General features: G+C 70.3%; 19 protein-coding genes and 1 other RNA gene. 4 read left to right on the plus strand and 16 right to left on the minus strand.

Features of this window, described 5'->3' with window-relative positions; genetic code table 11:
- Positions 1 to 29 precede the first annotated feature (29 nt).
- Entirely contained in the window at positions 30 to 452 is a 423-nt protein-coding gene (locus AB0878_RS32575; protein ID WP_366584039.1) for a nuclear transport factor 2 family protein, read from the plus strand.
- A gap of 51 nt (positions 453 to 503) precedes the next feature.
- On the opposite strand, the gene AB0878_RS32580 is transcribed toward AB0878_RS32575, so the two are convergent.
- The 11 genes from AB0878_RS32580 to AB0878_RS32630 form a co-directional block, all read right to left on the minus strand.
- Positions 504 to 1,625, minus strand: a complete 1,122-nt coding sequence (locus AB0878_RS32580) for an oligopeptide/dipeptide ABC transporter ATP-binding protein (RefSeq protein ID WP_366584040.1) — start codon at positions 1,623 to 1,625, stop codon at positions 504 to 506.
- The gene (locus AB0878_RS32585) at positions 1,622 to 2,617 is read right to left on the minus strand and encodes an ABC transporter ATP-binding protein (protein WP_366584041.1); all 996 of its coding nucleotides are present in this window, start codon (positions 2,615 to 2,617) and stop codon (positions 1,622 to 1,624) included. Before AB0878_RS32585 ends, AB0878_RS32580 begins: the two co-directional genes overlap by 4 nt.
- A gap of 3 nt (positions 2,618 to 2,620) precedes the next feature.
- Positions 2,621 to 3,556 (minus strand): ABC transporter permease, encoded by a 936-nt coding sequence (locus AB0878_RS32590; RefSeq protein ID WP_366584042.1) that lies wholly within the window; start codon positions 3,554 to 3,556, stop codon positions 2,621 to 2,623.
- Positions 3,553 to 4,554 carry an ABC transporter permease gene (locus AB0878_RS32595; protein ID WP_366584043.1) on the minus strand — a complete coding sequence of 334 codons (1,002 nt, stop codon included), beginning with the start codon at positions 4,552 to 4,554 and terminating at the stop codon, positions 3,553 to 3,555. Before AB0878_RS32595 ends, AB0878_RS32590 begins: the two co-directional genes overlap by 4 nt.
- A gap of 91 nt (positions 4,555 to 4,645) precedes the next feature.
- The gene (locus AB0878_RS32600; protein ID WP_366584044.1) at positions 4,646 to 6,316 is read right to left on the minus strand and encodes an ABC transporter substrate-binding protein; all 1,671 of its coding nucleotides are present in this window, start codon (positions 6,314 to 6,316) and stop codon (positions 4,646 to 4,648) included.
- 281 nt (positions 6,317 to 6,597) lie between these two features.
- Positions 6,598 to 7,077 (minus strand): uridine kinase, encoded by a 480-nt coding sequence (locus AB0878_RS32605; protein WP_366584045.1) that lies wholly within the window; start codon positions 7,075 to 7,077, stop codon positions 6,598 to 6,600.
- 44 nt (positions 7,078 to 7,121) lie between these two features.
- Positions 7,122 to 7,559 (minus strand): DUF2304 domain-containing protein, encoded by a 438-nt coding sequence (locus AB0878_RS32610; protein ID WP_366584046.1) that lies wholly within the window; start codon positions 7,557 to 7,559, stop codon positions 7,122 to 7,124.
- A 9-nt stretch (positions 7,560 to 7,568) separates the two neighbouring features.
- Positions 7,569 to 8,315: a glycosyltransferase family 2 protein gene (locus AB0878_RS32615; protein WP_366584047.1), complete on the minus strand. Its 747-nt coding sequence runs from the start codon at positions 8,313 to 8,315 to the stop codon at positions 7,569 to 7,571.
- 18 nt (positions 8,316 to 8,333) lie between these two features.
- Positions 8,334 to 10,298, minus strand: a complete 1,965-nt coding sequence (locus AB0878_RS32620) for a DUF6541 family protein (protein ID WP_366584048.1) — start codon at positions 10,296 to 10,298, stop codon at positions 8,334 to 8,336.
- A 73-nt stretch (positions 10,299 to 10,371) separates the two neighbouring features.
- Entirely contained in the window at positions 10,372 to 11,679 is a 1,308-nt protein-coding gene (locus AB0878_RS32625; protein WP_366584049.1) for a hypothetical protein, read from the minus strand.
- Positions 11,676 to 12,698, minus strand: coding sequence for a glycosyltransferase family 2 protein (locus tag AB0878_RS32630; protein WP_366584050.1), 1,023 nt, complete (start codon positions 12,696 to 12,698; stop codon positions 11,676 to 11,678). The genes AB0878_RS32625 and AB0878_RS32630 overlap by 4 nt, the downstream gene beginning before the upstream one ends.
- Before the next feature lie 83 nt (positions 12,699 to 12,781).
- On the opposite strand from AB0878_RS32630, the gene AB0878_RS32635 reads away from it, so the two are divergent.
- Entirely contained in the window at positions 12,782 to 13,879 is a 1,098-nt protein-coding gene (locus AB0878_RS32635) for a UDP-N-acetylglucosamine 2-epimerase (protein ID WP_366584051.1), read from the plus strand.
- A 70-nt stretch (positions 13,880 to 13,949) separates the two neighbouring features.
- Here AB0878_RS32635 and recR read toward each other — a convergent pair whose 3' ends face one another.
- Both recR and AB0878_RS32645 read right to left on the minus strand, forming a co-directional pair.
- Entirely contained in the window at positions 13,950 to 14,546 is a 597-nt protein-coding gene (gene recR, locus AB0878_RS32640; RefSeq protein WP_360601243.1) for a recombination mediator RecR, read from the minus strand.
- 3 nt (positions 14,547 to 14,549) lie between these two features.
- Complete coding sequence (locus tag AB0878_RS32645; protein WP_366584052.1) at positions 14,550 to 14,909, minus strand: YbaB/EbfC family nucleoid-associated protein; 360 nt, start codon at positions 14,907 to 14,909, stop codon at positions 14,550 to 14,552.
- 96 nt (positions 14,910 to 15,005) lie between these two features.
- On the opposite strand from AB0878_RS32645, the gene AB0878_RS32650 reads away from it, so the two are divergent.
- Positions 15,006 to 15,863, plus strand: coding sequence for an N-acetylmuramoyl-L-alanine amidase (locus tag AB0878_RS32650; RefSeq protein WP_366584096.1), 858 nt, complete (start codon positions 15,006 to 15,008; stop codon positions 15,861 to 15,863).
- A gap of 13 nt (positions 15,864 to 15,876) precedes the next feature.
- On the opposite strand, the gene AB0878_RS32655 is transcribed toward AB0878_RS32650, so the two are convergent.
- Positions 15,877 to 18,009 (minus strand): DNA polymerase III subunit gamma and tau, encoded by a 2,133-nt coding sequence (locus AB0878_RS32655; protein WP_366584053.1) that lies wholly within the window; start codon positions 18,007 to 18,009, stop codon positions 15,877 to 15,879.
- A gap of 45 nt (positions 18,010 to 18,054) precedes the next feature.
- Positions 18,055 to 19,647 carry an ALF repeat-containing protein gene (locus AB0878_RS32660; RefSeq protein WP_366584054.1) on the minus strand — a complete coding sequence of 531 codons (1,593 nt, stop codon included), beginning with the start codon at positions 19,645 to 19,647 and terminating at the stop codon, positions 18,055 to 18,057.
- A gap of 124 nt (positions 19,648 to 19,771) precedes the next feature.
- On the opposite strand from AB0878_RS32660, the gene AB0878_RS32665 reads away from it, so the two are divergent.
- On the plus strand, positions 19,772 to 20,638 hold the full coding sequence (locus AB0878_RS32665; RefSeq protein ID WP_366584055.1) for a fused MFS/spermidine synthase: 867 nt from the start codon (positions 19,772 to 19,774) through the stop codon (positions 20,636 to 20,638).
- A 26-nt stretch (positions 20,639 to 20,664) separates the two neighbouring features.
- On the opposite strand, the gene ffs is transcribed toward AB0878_RS32665, so the two are convergent.
- Positions 20,665 to 20,759, minus strand: an RNA gene (gene ffs / locus AB0878_RS32670) — signal recognition particle sRNA small type.
- Positions 20,760 to 20,768: the final 9 nt, after the last annotated feature.

Consider the following 20,768-nt stretch of genomic DNA (forward strand, 5'->3'; position numbering starts at 1 on the left):
GAAACCCGACCAGGCAAGGAGAGCACAGAATGTCCGAAAACGAGATCCGCGACCTGCTGGCCGAGCGCACCGCCGCGATGTACGCCAAGGACCCCGGGCGCCTGGTCGCGGGCTACGCGGAAGGCGCGGTGAAGTTCGACCTCGCGCCGCCCCTGCGCACCACCGGCGCGTCGGAGGAGTTCCTCACGAAGTGGTTCGGCACGTTCGACGGCCCGGTGACCTACGAGTACACCGACGTCGAGGTGACCGAGTCCGGCGACCTGGCCTTCACCACGGCGCTGGCGAAGATGTCGGCCGTGCCGGTGGGAATGAGCGAACCGTTCACGCTGTGGTTCCGCTCGACGCTGGCCTTCCGCCGCGTCGACGGTGCGTGGCGGATCGTGCACGAGCACAGCTCGACGCCGTTCCACATGGACGGTTCGTTCCGGGCCGCCATCGACCTGCAGCCGTAAACGCGATGAAGGGCACCTCGAGGAGATCGAGGTGCCCTTCATGCCCAGCGGTTACAAGATCTCCGTCACCGAACCGATGTCCGGCGCCGCGTCCGGGTTCAGGACGCCGGTGAGCTCCACCAGTTCCGGCTCGACGTCGTGCGGCTGGATGCGGCCGTCGCGGATGTCTTCGGCGTAGTGGCAGGCGACGCGGTGGCCGGCGCCGATCTCGCGCAGCTCGGGGCGGTCGGTGTCGCACAGGCTTGCCTGCCGCCACGGGCAGCGGGTGTGGAACCGGCAGCCCGAAGGCGGGTTGGCCGGCGAAGGCAGGTCGCCCGCGAGCAGGATCTGCTCCCGGGTGTCCTCCACGAGCGGGTCCGGCACGGGAATCGCCGAGAGCAGCGCCCGGGTGTACGGGTGCAGCGGGTTCTCGTACAGCTCGGCCGACGTCGTCTCCTCCACCAGCGCGCCCAGGTACATCACGCCGATGCGGTCGGAGATGTGCCGGACGACGGCGAGGTCGTGGGCGATCACCACGTACGTGAGGCCCAGCTCGTTCTGCAGGTCCTCCAGCAGGTTCACCACCTGCGCCTGCACCGACACGTCGAGCGCGGACACCGGCTCGTCGGCCACGATCAGATCCGGCTCCACGGCCAGCGCCCGCGCGATGCCGATGCGCTGGCGCTGCCCGCCCGAGAACTCGTGCGGGTACTTGCGCAGCGCCGTCTCGGGCAGGCCGACCGCGCCCAGCAGCTCACGCAGCCGCTGGTCCGTGGCGGCCTTGTCCTTGGCCAGGCCGTGCGCGCGCATGCCTTCGAGCAGGATGGACTCCACCGGCTGCCGAGGGTCCAAACTGGACATCGGGTCCTGGAAGATCATCTGCATGCGGCGGCGGGCCTTGCGCAGCTTCTCGCCCTTGAGCTGGGCGACGTCCGTGCCGTCGAACACAACCTTGCCGGCCGTCGGCTCGTTGAGCCGCAGGATCGCGCGGCCCAGCGTGGACTTGCCGCAGCCGGACTCGCCGACCAGGCCGTAGGTCTCGCCGCGGCGGATCGACAGGTCGACGCCGTCCACCGCGTACACGTGGCCGACGGTGCGGTCGACCACGACACCGCGCTTGATCGGGAAGTGCACCTTGAGGTCGGTGACCTCCAGCAGGACCTCGTCCTGCGGCTCGTTGATCACCTCGGTCATCGGGTTCCTCCTGCGGTGGCCACGGCGGGCTTCACCGGGTTGTGGCAGCGCAGCAGGCCGTTGCGGTCGGACGCGAGCTGCGGCGAACGCTCCTGGCAGACGTCCAGCGCGTTGGGGCAGCGCGGCGCGAAGGCGCACCCGCCGTCCCACGGGATGTTGTCGGACACGGAGCCGGGGATCGGCACGAGCTTCTCGCCCCGGCCCACGTCGAGGCGCGGGATCGAGGCCAGCAGCCCGTGGGTGTACGGGTGCCTCGGCTCGGCGAACAGCGCGTGGCGCTCGGCGCGCTCCACGATCTTGCCGCCGTAGAGCACGTTGACCTCGTCGCACAGACCGGCGACGACACCGAGGTCGTGCGTGATCATGATCAGCGCGGTGCCGGTGTCCTGCACCAGTTCCCGCAGCAGCGCGAGGATCTGCGCCTGGATGGTCACGTCGAGCGCGGTCGTCGGCTCGTCGGCGATGAGCAGCCGCGGCCGGCACGCGAGCGCGATCGCGATGAGCGCGCGCTGGCGCATCCCGCCCGAAAGCTGGTGCGGGTACTCGGAAAGCCGCCGCGTCGGGTCGGGGATGCCGACCTTGTCGAGCAGGTCCGCGGCCTCGACTTTGGCTTTGCTGCGCGACATCCCGCGGTGGCGTTCCAGCACCTCGGTGATCTGCAGCCCGATCGGGATCACGGGATTGAGCGAGGACAGCGGGTCCTGGAACACCATGCCCAGATCGCGCCCGCGCCGGTCACGCATGTCGCGGTCGGAGATCTTCAGCAGGTCGGTGCCCTCGAACGACACCGAACCGCTGACCTTGTTGCCACGCTTGGCCAGCAGCCGCATGATCGCCAGCGACGTCACGGACTTGCCGCAGCCGGACTCGCCCACGAGCCCCACCGTCTGGCCGGGTTCGACGTCGAAGCTGACGCCGTCGACCGCGGTGAACGGCTTCTCACCGCGGCGCTGGAACACGACCGTGAGGTCGCGGACTTCGAGGAGTGCCATGGGTTACCGCCGGTTCTTCGGGTCGAGGGCTTCACGCAGGGACTCGCCGAGCAGCGTGAACCCGAGCGCCACCACGATGATCGCGATGGCCGGGTAGTACGCGAGCTCCGGGCGGATGTCGAGGAACTGGCGCGAGGCGTTGCCCAGCATCAGCCCCCACTCCGCACGCGTCGGGTCCGGGTCGCCCAGGCCGAGGAACGACAGCGCCGCGGCCTCCAGGATCGCGGTGGCCAGCGTGAGCGTCGCCTGCACGATCACGGGGCCCAGCGAGTTGGGCAGCATGTGGCGGAAGACGATCGTGCCGCGTTTGACGCCGAGCGACGTCGCGGCCAGCACGTGGTCGGCTTCCCGTTGCGCCAGCATGGAACCGCGCAGCAGCCGCGCGAAGATCGGCACGCCGATGATCGACACGGCCAGGATCACCGTCCACTGGCTCGGCTTCGCGAACAGCGCCGCGATCGAGATCGCCAGCAGCAGCGAGGGGAACGACAGCAGCACGTCGACCAGTCGCATGAGGACGGTGTCGACCCAGCCGCCGAACGCACCGGCGAGGCCGCCGATGATGACCCCGATCAGCACCCCGATCACGGTCGCGAGCACGCCGACCAGCAGCGTCTGCTGGGCACCGACGATGAGCCGCGACAGGAAGTCGCGCCCGAAGTCGTCGACGCCGAGCGGGAAGCCCGGGCTCGGGCCGGGGATGATGCCCTTGCCTAGCTCGACCTGGTCCTGCAGGTAGCGGATCTGCGGGTCCTTCGGCGCGATCAGCGGCGCGAAGATGGCCAGCAGCAGGAACAGCAGCGTGATCACGCCACCCGTGATGGCGACCGGGCTGCGGAGCATGCGCCGGAACGCTTCGGCCCCGAGGCTGCGCCCGCCCGCCGACGCGGCGGCGAGCTTGTCGATCGGTTCTTTCTTCTTGGCAAGCAGAGTGTTCATCGCACACGCACCCTCGGGTCGATGATCCCGTACGAGATGTCGACCAGCATGTTCACCAGCACGTACACCAGAGCCCCGAACAGCAGCAGCGCCTGCAGGCGGGGGTAGTCACGCCGTTCGATGCCTTCGGCCAGCAGGAAGCCGAGGCCGCGGAAGTTGAAGACCCGCTCGGTCAGCACCGCGCCGCCGAGCAGCGCGCCGGTTTGCAGGCCGATGGTGGTGACCACCGGCAGCAACGCGTTGCGCAGCACGTGCCGGCGCCGGATCACCGACTGCGTCAGGCCCTTGGAGTTGGCCGTGCGGAGGAAGTCTTCGTTGAACACGTCGAGCACCGACGCGCGCGTGATGCGGGTGATCACCGCGAGCGGGATGGTCGCCAGCGCGAACGCCGGCAGGATCAGGTGCTTGATCGCGTCCCAGACGGCGTCCCACTCGCTCGTCATGATGCCGTCGAGGATGGCGAAGTTGGTGATGCTCGTGGCGTCGATGCCCGGGGCCTGGCGGCCCTGCGACGGCAGGCCGAGCGGAGCGGCCAGCAGGTCCTGCATCGTGTAGCCGAGGAAGAACACCGGCACCGCGACGCCGACCAGCGTCAGCACGATGATGATGTTGTCCGGGATACCGCCGCGGTAGCGCGCGGCCAGGTAGCCGAAGGGCACCCCGAGGACGATCGCGATGAGCATCGCGGAAAGCCCGAGTTCGATGGTGGCGGGGAGGAACGTGCCGATCTCGCCCATCACCGGCTGGGCCGAAACGAGCGAGTTGCCGAAGTCGCCGGTGACGGCGCGGCCGAGGAACTTGAAGTACTGCAGGATGATCGGCTGGTCCAGACCGAGCACGTGGTTGAGGCTGGCGATCTTCTCCGGCGTCGCCTTGTCACCCAGGAGCGCGGCCGCGGGGCCGCCGGGCAGGGAGCGCAACCAGGCGAAGACCAGGATGGACAGGATGAGGAGCGTCGGAATCGCTTGTAGCACCCGACGCACTAGGAAACGGAGCACTTGTAGTCCTTTGTGTACAGCCCGGGAACGTGGGCAAAGGGGGCAGGCGCGGTAGCGCCTGCCCCCCAGCCCGGCTGCTCAGCGGAGCACGTCAGCCGATCGTGACGTTGTTGAAGCGTTCGTCGGTGAGCGGGCTCGCCACCACACCCTTGATCTTCGGTCCGACCACGATCGCCGGCGTCGGGTAGGCGATCGGGATCGCGGGCAGGTAGTCCATGATCTGCTTGTTCACGCCCTGGTAGGCCTGGGCGTGCGCGTCGCCGGCCGGCGAGGCGTCCGCCGCGGCGAGCGCGTTGAACAGCTCGGGGTTGTTGAACCCGAACTCCTTCTTCTCGCGGCCGAAGAACGTGCCGACGAAGTTGCCGGCGTCGTTGTAGTCACCGGTCCAGCCGAGCAGGTGCAGGTCCTGCTTGCCGAACTTCTGCACGTCGTCCTTGTAACCGCCGTTCCACGGCTCGGCCACCGGCTGGATCGTGATGCCGATGTTCTTCAGGTCCTCGGAGATCGAGGTGAACGTGTCGGCCGGGTTCGGCATGTAGGGCCGGGTGACCTCGGTCGGGTAGTAGAACTTCAGCGTCAGGTTGCTGGCGCCGGCCTCGGCGAGCAGCTGCTTGGCCTTCGCCGGGTCGTACGGGTACTTGGTGACGTCGTCGGTGTAACCCGAGATGGCCTTCGGCACGAACTCGGTGGCGACCTCGGAACCCTCGGCCAGCTTCGACTTCACGAACTGCTCGCGGTTGATGCCGTAGGCCAGGGCCTGGCGGACGCGCACGTCCTTGAGCTTCGGGTTGCCCGACTGGTTGATGCCCAGGTACAGAACGTTGAACGACGGGCGGATGAGGACCTGCTCACCCTCGTTGCGCAGCAGCCCGTAGTCGGCCGGCGCCGGGAAGTCGTAACCCTGGATGTCGCCGGCCTTCAGGGCCTGCTTGCGGGCGTTCTCGTCGGGGATGACCTTGAAGACGAGCTTGTCGAGCTTCGCCGGCGCGTAGCTGGAGTCGTTGCGCACCAGCGTGATCTCGCCCTTGCCCTGGTCCCAACTGTCGAACTTGAACGGGCCGGTGCCGGTCACGAACTTGTACGCGTAGTCGCTGTAGGTGAAGGAGTCACCGGACTGCGTGACCTTGTCCGCGTCGTGCTGCTTCATCGCGGTCGGGCTCTGCATCGCGAACGACGGCAGCGTGAAGGCGGCGGGGAACGCGCCCTTGGCCTTGTTCAGGTTGATGACCGCGGTCGACGGGTCCTTCGCCTCGCAGCTCTTGAAGACGGGGTCGCCGGCGGCGTCGCCCTCGTTGTGGGCGAAGCCCTCGAAGACGTCGCCGTAGTAGATCATCTGGCTCTGGGCGGCGGCGCCCTTCATGTTGTACCAGCGGTTGAAGTTGTAGCAGACCGCGTCGGCGTTGAAGTCCGTGCCGTCACTGAACTTCACGCCCTGCTTGAGGGTGAAGGTCCAGGTCTTGCCGTCGTTGCTCGACTCCCACTTCGTGGCGAGCGAGGGCTCCAGCTCCGCGGTGCCCTGCTTGTTCTGGATCAGCGTGTCGAGCATCTGCCGCGTGATCCGGAAGGTCTCGCCGTCGTCGTTGAACACCGGGTCGAACATCTTCGGGTTGCCGGTGTCGCCGAAGACCATCGTGCCTCCGGTGCCACCGCCTCCGGCCTCGTCGCGCTTCGACTCGGCGCACGCGGTGAGCGAGACCGCGAGCACCCCGGCAAGCCCGATCAGGGCCGCTCGACGTGTTCGGGTCAGGCGCAATTGCTGCATCTGGCACCCCTTGGGAGATGTTCGGTGTCAAGAACCGTCCGGTCGGTCAGGAACTCTCGGACGGTCGGTGTGCTCGCCGACACTAGCGGGAACTCGGCTTGCACTTAAGCACGTGAGGTTACGATCGCGCTACGTAAGGGCCAAAGTCACCGCAATGTGTCGAGAATTGCGTACGCAACGTGACGAATTTTGTCGCATTGGTACGGAGAGTGGCACTAGGGCCACTCTAATGGCCTAGTACCGAAGCAGGTTTTCGGGTCGTTTCGGACGCGGGGTGACGATCAAGGCAGTCTGGTTTGTGCCGATTCGGGTGTGCCGTCGACGGCGAACCAACCTTGTTCGAACAACTGCCAGCGACGCAGATCCGCGCGCGAAGCCTCACCGTCCCGGGCCACGGCTCGCTCCAGCCGTTCGGCCTGCGTGCCGCCCTGGATCCAGCACAGGTGCGACAACCGCGACCGCATCGAACGGCGGCCGCTCGACACGCCCTCCAGCACCAGAACCCCAGGCACCTCAACGGTCACGAGCTCACCCGGTCGTGGTTCCCCAGAGGTCCAGTCCACCCGCCGGTACTCGCCGGCGCGCCCGGCTGAAAGCGGTTCCAGCACGCCACGCTCGAGCTGCGGCCACCACGCCACGGGGTTGTCCCAGGTCGCGAACGCATCGGTACTGACCAATGCGGCCCGTGCTCCCAGCTCGGCCACCACGGCTCCGGCGAGCGTCGACTTACCGGCCCCGCTGGGCCCATCGACCGCGAGCACACGAACGCCGCCCAGCCGAGGCGGGGCGGCGAGCAGTGCGGAGATCAGCGAACGCGTGCGGGACTCACTTCGGGCAGGCCCTTCACGTCGTCGGGCGTGGCCGTCTTGGCCTCCAGCGCCTCGATGCGGGCCTGCAGCTCCCGCTTGGCGTCCTCGAGCTCGCAGCGCAGCAGCGCCGTCTCCTCGACAGAGGTCCGGACCTCTTCCTCCAGGTGCCCGACCTCGGTGGACAGATGCAGCGCGACGAGCGCGAGGACGACGCCGGCCAGGAGGAACACGAAGTTCGACGGGGTCTGGACCCCGGTGATCTTCGCCAGGAACTCCGCGGCCTGCGGGATCACCGCGAGCACCACGACACCCACGGCGACCACGAGCCACACGCCCGCGTACTTCTCCCGAAGCTTCCTGCGCCGCATCATCTCGAGGACGACGAACAGCACCAGGCACGCGACGACGATGCTCAGTACGCGCCAGCCGGCCATGAATTCCCCTTACGCTGCGTCGGACGAGTCGACGGACGGACGGCGGCGGACCAGCGCCAGCAGCAGCGCGAGCCCGGCGCGGGAGAGGTACACAGCCGATTTCACCGGCGAGTGGCTGGGCGTGCCGGCGACACGCTCGCGCATCACGACCGGCACCTCGGCGATCGTGAGCTTGCCCCGGATCGCCATCACGAGCGATTCCACGGTGTCGCCGAGGTACTCGGCCGGGTAGTAGTTCGCGAACATGCGGATCGCCCGCGGTCCCATGGCTTTGAAGCCCGACGTGACGTCGGTGATCTTCCGCCTCGCCAGGCGCGAGAAGACGAGTGAGAGAGCCACCATCGCGTACTTGCGCGGGCCGACGGCGCGGTAGGCGCCCTTGCCGGCGAAGCGCGAGCCGATCGCGATGTCGGCACCTTCGTCGAGGGCCGCGAGGAGCGCACCGACCTCTTCGGGGTCGTGCTGACCGTCGGCGTCCACCTGCACCACGACGTCGTAGCCGCGAGCGGCGGCGTACCGGAAGCCGGTGCGCATCGCGCCGCCGACGCCGAGGTTCACGGCGAGCCGGGCGACTTCGGCACCCGCGGCCCGCGCGAGCTGCGCCGTTGCGTCCACCGAACCGTCGTCGACGACGAGGATGTCCATCCCCGGCAGGGAGGTCTTGACCTGGCTGATGACGGAGCCGACGCTGGCCTGCTCGTTGAGGGCGGGCATCACGATCAGAACGCGTCGGGTGCTCACGGAGGTGGTGGACACGGAGATCACTCTAACTTCTCACTGACCGTGAGGAGCGGCGGACCCGGGAGAGGCACCCGCCGCGACGACGCCCTGCTGGCCTTCGATCTGGTAGATCGTGGCCCCGTCGTTGTGGAAGACCTCGTGAAAGTCCGGACCAGCGACGATGTCCGCGACTCCGACGGACTGCTCGGCCGTGGGCGTCGCCTTGCCCTTGCCCACGATGACGTAGCGCACGTGCAGGTCGGTGAGGTCCTTGCGCACCTGCGGGTACTGCTCGATGTCGTCCAGCCACACGGACAGGTAGCCGGCCTCGGTGTCCGGGTCGGCGCCGTAGAAGGTCCACTCCACCGGGGTGACCCCGGCCAGGGCGTACATCCACACGGAACCGTCGGCCTTGTCGTTCATCACGCGCTCGCCGGGCGCGGTGTGCTGGCCCAGCCACTGGTAGGCGGCTTCCTCGGCCTTCGAGACGGTGGGGCCGTCGCCGTAGTTGATCTCGAGGCGCGCGGTGTTGCGTCCGATGTAGCCACCGCGGCTCAGCCCGCCCACGACGATGGCGATCAGGACCGCCCCGATCAGGCCGAGCGTGGCGGGCTGCAGCTTCACGCGCGAGCCGACCTTGCGCGCGAACCAGCCCGAAACCGTGTGGGTGAACTCGCCGAAAGCGACGCTGCCCGCCAGCGGCACGAGGGCCGCGATACGCCAGTGGTCGTTGTAGAAGATGCCGGTGATCGTGTGGATCAGCGGCGTCTCGAGCGAGACGGTGGCCGCGAACAGGCCACCGAACACGATGTACGCGCCGACCATCCACATCATGCGGCGGTGGCGCACCATCAGGAAAATGCCGATGAGGGCCGGGATGCCGATCCACCACTGCGGGAAGTCGGCCATCGGGGAGAACGTGATGGTCTCGCCCAGGCCGCCGCTGACCGTGGCTTCCGAAGACCACGTGGCGCTGGTCACGCCGCCGACGTTGTAGAGCGACGGCAGCACGAGCGGCACGCCCAGCACGGCGGCGAGCACCACGGTCGCGATGAGCGACGGGCCGGAGCGGCGCCAGTCGATCTTCTCCCAGCGGAACAGCACCGCGAGCAGGATGAGGATGAAGTAGACGGCGATCACGAACACGATGCTCGTGTGCAGGCCCGTGAGCCCGGCCACACCGACACCGATCGCCACGGGACCGGCGATGCCCATCGGCTTGAGCAGCAGCTTGGCGATGGCCAGCATCGCGGGGATCATCGCGACGCCCGCCACGTACGGCCACAACGGACCACGCCACAGCGAGTCGTACGGGAAAGCGGTGAACCACGTCGTCACGGCCGCGGCGGCCGCGATGCCCAGCGGCGGCATGTTCCAGGCCCGGCACATCGCGGCGACGCCGAGCGGCACGCTGAGGATCACGGCGAGCACCGCGAGGTTCAGCGTGGGCATCATCGTGAGCCCGGCCTTGTCGAACACGAGGGCGAGCAGCGCGTGGTAGGTGTCGGGGTAGAAGTAGTCGGTCTGGTTGGGCAGGTTGGCGATGGTGCCCACAGTGGACGGCCGCGCATCGCCGTGCTCGGCGATCCAGCGCACCAGGTTCGCGTGGAACGGCGCGTCCCAGCCCTGCTGCACGCGGTCGATGCCGTTGGTCCCGCGGAAGAACGTGACCGTGCCCACGGCCATGCCGACGAACACGCCCAGGCCGATCAGCACGTGGTCGCGCACCGAGCGCGCCGGCTTCTCCTCGGGCTCGCGCTCCGGGTGGCGGCGCGCGGTGAAGCGGCGGACGCCGAAGCCGATCGCGAAGCCGACGAGGGCCAGCACCACCGTCCACAGTGCCACGTCGAGCAGGTTCCAGCGGATGCCGAGGTCACCCAGCACCGGCACACCGAGCGCGACGATGCCGAACGTCAGCAGCGGCCCCGCCGCGGCGAGCGTCCACCCGCGCAGCCCGATGGCGGTGCCGAACACCAGCCCAGGCACCCAGAAGGCGAGCAAGATCAGTACTACGTTCATCGGATTCGCTGTCCAACCCTTACCGGCTCTTCACACCGACTTCGTCGCCGGCCTGAGCTCGCCTGCACAGTACTCAGACGCCCGGGGTGCCCTGCACGTTGCCCGGCCGTCGCAAAACGAACGCCGCCGCGACCACGAGACCCACGGTCGGCCCGACGGCCAGCCCGACCACAGCCCGCAGGATCGTGTCACCCGGCAGCAACAACAGCACCAACGCCGTCGAAACGGCGACCACGGCCCAGGTGACGAGCACCTTGTTCGCCTGCGTCCTGGCGACGAGGACCGCGGTCATCAACTGCATCGCGGTGAGCAGCACTGCACCCCACACCATGCCGGCGACCCACCAGCCCTGGGCCAGCGCGTAGTTCGAGCCGAAGAGCAGCTGCACCACCCAGGGCCCGATCACCAGGCCGACCAGGGCGCCGACGACGCCGAGCACGAGCGTGCCGAGCGTGCCCAGCACCAGCAGCCGCCGCAGGCGGTGCATGCCGTCGGCAGAGCCGGAGAGCCGCACGACCGTCGGCACCGCGAGCGCCTGCAACGGCGAGAGCAGCAGCAGCGGGACCCGCGAAACCTGCAGCGTTGCGAACAGCACGCCCACCCGGGTGGCGTCGCCGCCGGGCGCGAGCACGTTGACCAGCGCCGGGTAACCCGTGATCACGCTGGCCGTGAGACCCGCGCTGAGCAGCAGCAAGAGGATGCGAGAGGTGATCGGCCGCCAGCCGTCGCCTTCGACACTGGTGTCGATCATCCCGCGCGCCGAACGCACGAACAGCAGCCAGGCGAACGACCCGACCGCCGCCGCGATCGCGAACGACACCACACCGGTGAGCCCGGCGACGACGACGAGACCCAGCAGCACCGCGCGCACGGCCGCTTCGGCGACGACCAGCCAGGAATAGGGCCGGATGCGGTTGTGCCCGACCAGCAGGCCGCGCATGGCGAACTGGCAGGCGAAGGCGATGCCGCCGCACAGCGCGATCACCCCGAGCTCGAGGTGCCCGGAGTACAGCCGCTGGTTGAGCACCGGAACGGCGATCGTCACCGCGGCCACCACCGCGATCGCCGCGGCGCCGACGGCGAGCGCGCGCAGCGCCGGCTTGCCGACCCGTCCGCCGTCCATCGACGCAACCGCGGACTGACGGGAAAGTTCCTGCTCCAGCGGTGAAAGCGCGCTGCCGAGTCCCATGAGGATGCCCCAGAACGAGGCGAACACCGCGTTGTCGACCGGACCCAGCAGGCGCGGGGTGAGGAAGGAGAAGACGTAGCCCAGGGCGATGGCGACCAGCAGGGAGACGCCGATCTTGCCCGCCGACTTGCCGGTTTCCTTGGCCAGCTCGCGCTGTCCCTCGTCGGTCACCGGTGTGCTCGGTGTGCTCATCGGGCGGACCGGCGGCGGGAGCGCAGTGCCATGACCAGACCGCGCACGGCGCCGGCACCGAACCCGGCGCCGAACACCGGTGCGAGCAGGGCGACTGCGCGTGCTTCGGACTTCGTGGCGCCGAAGCGCGTCACGGCGGCGCCCGCGGCGACCGAACCGGCGGCGGCGAGCGCCACGGCCGTCTTCGGGCGGCGCGCGGCCAACCCGACACCGACGAGGCCGACGGCGAAAGCGGCGAAGAGGCCGTTGCGCGCGGGGCCGGGCGAGGCGAGGTAGGAGTCCACGAACGTGGTGCCGCGGAAGTACGACTGCGCCGTGAACTTCTTGAAGGAGTCGCGCCCGTGGTAGGTCGCGGAGAAGTCCGGCGCGAGGAAGATGCGGTGGCGCTCGGCGATCCAGCGCAGCACGCCGGTGTCGTCGCTCGCGAAGCGGGAATCGTCGAACAACGATTCGAATGCGGCGCTCGCGTTCTCCAGAACTTCGCGCGGCGCGGAAAAGAATCCCGTGCCCTTGGGGAACACGTCGAATTCGTCGATCCCGAACGACATCAGTCGCGGATTCGCGCAGTAGCGCCGCCACGGAATCTTCACCATGCCGGCGAGGAAGCCGGCGTAGGGATTGCGCTCGGAGTCGACGTTGATGTGGCCGTTCCACACCGTGCGCTCGGGATGCGCCACGAGCTGGTCGCGCAGGAACACGAGTGCGGTCTCGTCGACGATCACCCGGCTGTCGACCAGCACGACCTGCTGCCCGGAGGCCTTGGCGAGCCCCGCGCGACGGGCCTCGAAGCGCCCGCTGTTGGGCTGGGCCAGCACGGTGATGCCGTGGCGCCGCTGGAGTGCGGCCAGCTTCTCGGGCGTTCCGTCGGTGCTGCCGTCGTCGACCACGACGATCTCCGCCGGCCAGCCCGCGGCCTCCGCGGCCGCGACCAGTGCGCCGACGCTGCGTTCGATCCAGTCCTGCTCGTTGTAGACCGGAATCACGACGCTGAGCGAGGGGAGGAGCGGGTTCGCACTCACGGGGCGAGGCTACCCTGTGCCCCGGGGCCGGACGTGCCCAGTATCCTTCGGACACCGCATACCGACCAGAAACGGGCCTTCCGGTGATTTCCTTTATTCTCGGCACCACCGCGGAACTGATCAAGATCGCGCCGGTCTACCACGGGATCGCGGAGCGCGGGGTGCGGCCGAAGATCTGGTTCACCGCGCAGCACGTGGACGAGGTCGCGGACGCGCTGTCCGACCTGAAGCTGCCGGAGCCCGACGTCTGGCTCATGCCGCGGGACAAGGCCCACAACCTGGAGTCGCCGGCGCAGGTGCCGGGCTGGGCGGCGCAGGTGCTGCGCACCGCGTGGGGCCGGCGGGCCGAGTTGCGCGCCGCGCTCGTCGAGGACGGGCGGCCGCCGCTGGTGCTGGTGCACGGCGACACGTTCACCACGCCGTACGGGTCGCTGATCGGCAAGCGCATCCTGAAGTCGCGCGTCGGGCACGTCGAGGCGGGCGCGCGGTCGGGCAGCATCCTGTCGCCGCTGCCCGAGGAGCTGAACCGCAAGATCGCCGCGAAGATCGTCGACATTCACTTCGCGCCCACTTCGCGTGAGGTCAACAACCTGCGCCACGCGCGCGGCGTCGTCGTCGACACCGAGGCGAACACCGCGATCGACGCGATGCGCCTGGCGATCAACCAACCGCTGGACGTGCCGAACCTGCCGGAGAAGTTCGGCCTCGCCACGCTGCACCGCTTCGAGCTCGTCTCGCGCGCGGACAAGTACCGCGAGGCGCTGGAGATCCTGCGCGAGCAGAGCCGCAAGATGCCGATCCTGTACATGGCGGGCGCGCCGGAGCGGGAGAAGATCCGGTCGCTGGGCCTGGACAACCTGTTCGACGACAAGTTCATCGCGCAGCCCAAGATGCGGTACCTGAAGTTTCTGCCGCTGGTCGCGAAGGCCGAGTACGTCGTCACCGACTCCGGCGGCCTCTCGGCCGAGTGCTACTACCTCGGCCTGCCCTGCGCGGTGCACCGCGAGCGCACGGAAACCCCGCAGCACCTGGGCGAAACCGTGGTGCTGACGGAGATGCGCGGCGACAAGCTGCAGAACTTCCTGGACACGTACCAGAACCGCCGCGGTGAGTCCTGGATGGACAAGTACCACCCGTCCGACATCATCGTCGACACGCTGGCGCAGCTCGGCTACTGCTGAACCACGGCAACGCGAAACGGCCCCCTCACCGCGGTGAAGGGGCCGTTTTTGTCGCTACAGCGTTTGTCGGCTACAGCGCTCGCCGGCCGGACAGCGCGCGGCCGAGGGTCAGCTCGTCGGCGAACTCCAGGTCGCCGCCCATGGGCAGGCCCGAGGCCAGCCGCGTGACGGACAGGCCGGGGAAGTCGCGCAGCATGCGGACCAGGTAGGTGGCCGTGGCCTCGCCCTCGGTGTTCGGGTCCGTCGCGATGATGATCTCCTTGACGTCCGCCTCACCGATGCGCTTGAGCAGCTCACGCATGCGCAGCTGCTCCGGCCCGATGCCCGACAACGGGTCGAGCGCCCCGCCCAGGACGTGGTAGCGGCCCTTGAACTCGCGCGTGCGCTCCACGGCCAGGACGTCTTTCGGCTCCTCGACCACGCAGATCACCGTGAGGTCGCGGCGCTCGTCCCGGCAGATGCGGCAGGTCTGCTGCTCGGAGACGTTGCCGCAGATCTCGCAGAACTGCACGCCTTCCTTGACCTTGCCGAGCACGTCCTGCAACCGCCCGATGTCGGCGGGATCCGTTGCCAGGAGGTGGAAAGCGATGCGCTGGGCGCTCTTCGGCCCGACCCCGGGCAGCCGCCCGAGCTCGTCGATCAGGTCCTGGACCACACCCTCGTACAAGGGTCAGCCGCCGAACCCGAGGGCGCCGAGGTCCGGCATCCCACCGCCACCGCCGAGGCCGCCGGCCAGGGGGCCGAGCTTCTGCTCGGTGAGCTTCTGCGCGTTCGCCGACGCGTCGCGCACCGCGGCGACCACGAGGTCGGCCAGGGTCTCGACGTCGTCCGGGTCGACCACCTTGGGGTCGATCACGAGGTTCTTGAGCTGGCTGTCGCCGGACACCGTCGCGGTGACCAGGCCGCCGCCCGCAGTGCCCGTGACCTCGGTGTTCGCGAGCTCCTCCTGCGCCTCGACCAGCTTCTGCTGCATCTGCTGCGCCTGCTGCATGATCTGCGACAGGTCGAAGCCGCCGCCGGGTTGCACCATGATCGCTCTCGATCCTTCCGCCACTGGGTGTTCCTCCCCAGCGTAGCCGCGTCGCCGCGCTGCCTGCCCAAGCGCCACGCGCACGCCTGTGGCACGGTGGTCGCCGTGCGCGTGAACCCTCTCCCGCTGCTGGCCGGCCTGGTGCTGCTCACGGCGTGTTCCGGTGGCGGCGGGACGCCGGCCGCGGCTCCGGCGCCGAGTACGTCGGCGCCCGTGACCACGACGTCTTCGGCGGCTTCCTCCTCGGCGACTTCGCCCCCACCGGTGCCGTCGACGTCCTCGGCCAAGCCCGCCGGGCCCGCGGTGACGGGCAAGGTCGTGGTGCTCGACCCCGGGCACAACGGCGGCAACGCGTCGCACCCGAAGGACATCAACCGCAGCGTCCCGGCCGGACGCGGCGAGATGAAGCCGTGCAACACGACCGGCACGGCCACCAACGCGGGGTACTCCGAGCACGCGTTCAACTTCGCGGTGGCGCAGGAAGTCGGGAACGCGTTGGCGGCCAAGGGGATCAAGGTCGTCTACACCCGCACGAACGACACCGGCGTGGGCCCGTGCGTCGACCGCCGGGCGGAAATCGGCAACGAAGCCGAGGCCGACGCGGTCGTCTCCATCCACGCCGACGGCTCCACCTCCGCCGGCGCGCACGGGTTCCACGTCGCGTACTCGTCGCCGCCGCTGAACGCGGCCCAGGGCGCCCCGTCGACGCGGCTGGCCCGCGCCCTGCGCGACGGGCTGCGCGCCGACGGGTTCACCACGTCCACTTACATCGGCAGCGCGGGCCTGTCCGCGCGCTCCGACCTCGGCGGGCTGAACCTCTCGACCCGCCCGACAGTGCTGGTGGAGTGCGGCAACATGCGCAACGCCGCGGAGGCGGCGCTGATGTCGTCGGCCGCGGGGCGCGTGAAGTACGCGGCCACCATCGCCGAAGCGATCGAGGCCTATCTCGCGTGACGCGCGGGTGAGGCTAGTCGAGCGGACGCGCGCCCAGGTGGTCGGAGATGAGCTTGCGGGCGATCTCGTCCGGGTCCTCGTCCGGAGCCGGCGGGGGCGGCGGCGGGACGGGGCTCGAGTCCTCCGAGTAGATGTCGTCGTCCTCGTCCGAGGGTTCGGGCGGGAGCGGGATGTCCGGCTCGGCGGTGGTGACCTTCGGGCGCGCCGGCGGTTCCGGGGCGCGCGGGGGCTCGGGTGCGGCCTGTTGCTGCTGCGGCGCGGGGGCCGCGGCGGCGGGGGCGGACGGAGCGGCTGATGGGCGCGTGAACGAGCGCTCCGGCGCGGGCGCGGCCTGCTGACGCTGGGGCGCGGCGGCGCGGGACGGAGCGGCGGCCGCGGCGGCGCCGTGGACGCAGCGAACCTGCCACTCGCCACCCAGCACGTCGGACAACGCGCCGGCGATCTTGCGCGCGTTGTCCTGGTCGGACAGGCGCCGGGCGAGGGGCTCGGACTTGTGCGTGAGGGTGACGCTCGTGCCGTCGACGTCGGCGACAGTCGCCTGCGTGAGCATCGCTTCGAGGCTGCGGCCGCCGGCCAGCTTGCGCAGCGCGGCCAGCAGCTGCGGCCAGACGTTGCGGATCGCGGCGGCGTCGAGGCCGCCTTCGGACGCGGCGGCGGGGGCCGACGGTTCGGGAGCCGGTTCGGGGGCGGCGGCGGGCGCGGGCGCCGCGGTGCCGCCCGGCGGGCGCGGGGTGCCCCAGCCGTCGTCGGACGGGGCCGGGGCCGCGGATGCGACGGGCTCTTCCGCCGGACGCGCCGGAGCCGGCGGCTGAGCCGCAGGCCGCGACGGTGCCGCCGCGGGCGCTTGAGCCCGCACCGGCGGCTCGGCGGCCGGAGCAGCAGGCGCCGCGGAAGCCGGGCGCTGCGAAGGGCGCTGGAACTCTCGCTCCGGCGCGGGAGCCGACCGCAGCTGCGGCTCGACCCCCGCCTCACCGCCACCACCGGCGACGACGGCACGGCGTTCGAGCCGCTCGATCCTTGCCAGCAAAGCCTTTTCTGACTCCGTGACCGAAGGCAGCAGCATCCGCGCGCACAGCAGTTCGAGCACGAGCCGCGGCGAAGTCGCGCCGCGCATCTCGAGAAGTCCATTGTGGACGATGTCGGCGTAGCGCGACAGCGTGCCGAGACCGATGCGTTCGGACTGCGCGCTCATCCGGCCCAGCTCCTCGGCGGGCGCGGACACCAGACCGCGCTCGCCGGCCTCGGGCACCGAGCGCATCAGCACGAGGTCACGCAGGCGGTCGAGCAGGTCGGTCGCGAAGCGGCGCGGGTCGTGGCCGGCGTCGGCGAGCTTCTCGACCGTGCTGAACACCGTGGCCGCGTCTTCGGCCGACAGCGCGTCGACCATGTCGTCGATCAGCGCGACGTCGGTGACGCCCAGCAGCGACACCGCGCGCGAGTACGTGACGCCCTCGGGCCCCGCACCGGCCAGCAGCTGGTCGAGCACCGACTGCGTGTCACGCGCCGAGCCGCCGCCCGCGCGGATCACCAGCGGGTACACGGCGGGCTCGACCTGCGCGCCCTCGGCCGCGACGTTGCGCTCCAGCAGCGCGCGCATCGAACTCGGCGGGATCAGGCGGAACGGGTAGTGGTGCGTGCGCGAGCGGATGGTGGTGAGCACCTTGTCCGGCTCGGTCGTCGCGAAGATGAAGATCAGGTGCTCGGGCGGCTCTTCCACGATCTTCAGCAGGGCGTTGAAGCCCTGCGTGGTGACCATGTGCGCCTCGTCGATGATGAACACGCGGTAGCGCGACTCGGCGGGCGCGTAGAAGGCCTTGTCGCGCAGCTCGCGGGCGTCGTCGACACCACCGTGGCTGGCCGCGTCGAGCTCCGTGACGTCGACGCTGCCGGGCCCCTCGGGCGCCAGCGCGCGGCACGAGTTGCACTTGCCGCACGGGTCCGGCGTCGGTCCTTCGACGCAGTTGAGCGAGCGCGCCATGATGCGCGCGCTCGACGTCTTGCCGCAGCCGCGCGGCCCGGAGAAGAGGTACGCGTGGTTGATGCGGCCCGCCGCGAGAGCGGTCCGCAGCGGTTCGGTCACATGCTCCTGGCCGACGACCTCGGCGAAGGTCGCCGGACGGTACTTGCGGTACAGCGCGAGAGCCACTCCGCGAGAGTACCGGCACCGACCGACAACCTTCGCCTGGCCAGGTCAGCGCACCGAGGCGGCCGCCTTCGCCGCGTCCGCGACCAGCGCGTTCACCGCGGCGACGTGTGCGGCGGTCGTGGCGTCACGCTGCTGGGCGCGCGGCACCTCGTTGGCGAAGAACGCCTCGAGCGCCGAGTCCGGGCCGCCGAGCGCACCCTGCGCGACCGCGTTGACCTCGTCGGCCCCGGGGGCGGACATGGCCCGGCCGACGAAGATGCGGGCGTCGATCTCCTTCGCCTGGTACTGCCCCTTCTCGAGGAACGCGGTGATGTCCGCCGGCGTGCCGTCGAGCGCTTCCTGTGCCCGTACCTTCGTCGCGGGACCACCGGCGGCCATGATCTGGTCCACGGCCACGCGTTCGTCCACGTCCTTGCCCGGGTAGTTCTTGGTGCGCAGGAACTCCTTGACCTGAGCCCAGGTGCCGGCCAGCGCGTCGGCCGCGGCCTGCTTCAGCGCGGGCTTCCCGTCGCCGTTGGCGATCGCCGTGACGGCCGCGCGGTCGTCGGCCTCCTGCGCGGTGTCGAGGCCGGTGCGGACGAACGCGGTGAGGTTCTCGTCCGTGCCGCTCAGCGCCGCGCGGGCCGCGGTGCGGACGGCGGTGCTGGCGTTGCGCAGCAGGTACAGCGCGGCCGAGCGGCCGTCGGTCAGCGCGAGCGCCGGGTCGGTGCCCGGCGCGACGGCCTCGGCGAGCTGCCGGTCCTTCTCCGCCGCGAGCTTCGCCGCTTCGTCGGCCTTCGCTTGGGCGTCGGCCTCGGCCTTCGCGGCGTCAGCCGCCGCCTTCTGCCCGGCCGCCTGCCCCGCGGCGAGCTGATTGGCCAGCCGGTCGGCGTTCGCCTTGCGGGCGTCGCTCGCGAGCTTCGCCGCCGAGTCGGCCGCCGCCTGCGCCTGGGCCTTGAAGTGGAAGTCCGCGGCCTTGCGCGCGAGGTCGCGCTGGTGCGTCACGGCCGCGATCTCGGTGTCGCCCGCCGCGGCGACCCCGCTCCACAGGGACAGGAAGTAGCGAACGTCCTCGATCGTGCCGTTCAGGGCCTGCTGGCCGGCCGCGTGGACCTCGGGCCCGCCGGCGGACATGACCTGCGTGGCGCGCACACGGTCGTCGTCGGCCTGGGCCTGGGCGAGGCCGGTCTGCAGGAACTCGTGCCGGTCGGCCGGGGTGCCGTCGAGCGCGATCTGCGCCGCCCGCTTCACGCCGGGGCCGCCCGCGGACATGGCCTGGTTGACCAGCAGGTCCTCGTCGATCTCACGCGAAACCTGCAGCCCGGTGGCCAGGAACGCCCGGATGTCGTCGGGCGTGCCGTCGAGCGCCTTCTGCGCGTCCCGCTTCACGATCGGCCCACCCGCGGCCATCGCCTGGTCGACGAGCAGGCGCTCGTCGTTGTCCTGCGCGTTCTGCCGGCCGGTGGCGAGGAACTCACGCAACTCGTCAGCGGTGCCGAGCAGGGCCTTGCGGGCCTCGCTCGTCATCGTCGGGCCGCCGGTCTCGTACAGCGCCACGGCCTGCGCGCGGTCGCTCAACACGTCGGCGCTCGCCGGCGTGGCGATCCCCAGCCCGAGCGCCAGCACAGCGCCGGCGACGAGCAGTCTTGTCCCGTTCAACGGTTTCCCCCACATCGGTAAAGGATCTTCCGAGCCCTTATCGCCGGGGACGCGAAGGCGTTTCAGGTTCACCCGAAACCGTCACAAGTACGCTCGGACAGACTCGTCCGAAGAGAGGAACCCCGTGAGCCGTTCTGCCCGCAGCCGTGACAAGGGTGGGCCGCGGCCGGGGAAGTACCCGGTGCGGTTCGGCACGGCCGAGCTGCTCGCCGACGCCGATCGGGCAGGCGCGTGGCTCATCTCGGTCGACGGGGTGGCGCAGTCGTACGTCGACCTCGACGATCCGACGAACCTGGAGTTCGACTACGTGCGGCGGCTCGGCGATGTCGTCGACTGCCTGCCCGAAGGGCCGCTCGACGTGCTGCACGTGGGCGGCGCCGGGTGCACCCTTGCCCGGTACGTGGCGGCGACGCGGGCGGGGTCGCGCCAGCTGGTGTTCGACGCCGACGGGCCGTTGATCGAGCTGGTGCGCGAGCAGCTCGACCTGCGCAGCGTGCCGCGGTTGAAGGTGCGGATCGAGGGCGGGCGCGAGGGCGTGGCGTCCCGCTACGACGCGTCGGCCGACCTCGTGGTGGTGGACGCGTTCGAGCGGGCGTCGTTCGCGGGCGGCCTGGCGACGGTGGAGTTCGTGACCGATGTGGCGCGCGTGCTGCGCGGCGGCGGCGTGATGCTGGCGAACATCACCGACGGGCCCGGGCTGGCGTTCGTGCGCCGATTCCTGGCGACGGTCGGCGAGGTGTTCCCGCACGTCGTGCTGCTGGCCGAGCCCGGGGTGCTGCGCGGGCGGCGGTTCGGCAACGTCGTGGTGGCGGCTTCGCGCGCCGAGCTGCCGGTGGACGTCCTGACGCGCAGGGCGGCTTCGTCGGCGTACCCGGCGCGCTGCGTGTCCGGCGACGAGCTGGGGAAGCTTCGCGGGAAGGCGCTGCCGGTGCGAGACGCCGAGCCGGTCGCGTCGCCGGTGCCGCCGGAGGACGTGCTCGGGCTGTTCTGAACCGGCCCCGAAAACAGCCCCGGAAACAAAGGGGACCCCGCGCACCCGTCAGAGCCTGCTTATCCTTGCTGCCTTCCGGCCCTGGGGAGGTTCACAGGGTGGACGCCGCGCGGGGTCCGTTGTCCAGTGT

This window comes from Amycolatopsis sp. NPDC047767 (assembly GCF_040704195.1).
In the GTDB taxonomy this organism is placed as follows: domain Bacteria; phylum Actinomycetota; class Actinomycetes; order Mycobacteriales; family Pseudonocardiaceae; genus Amycolatopsis.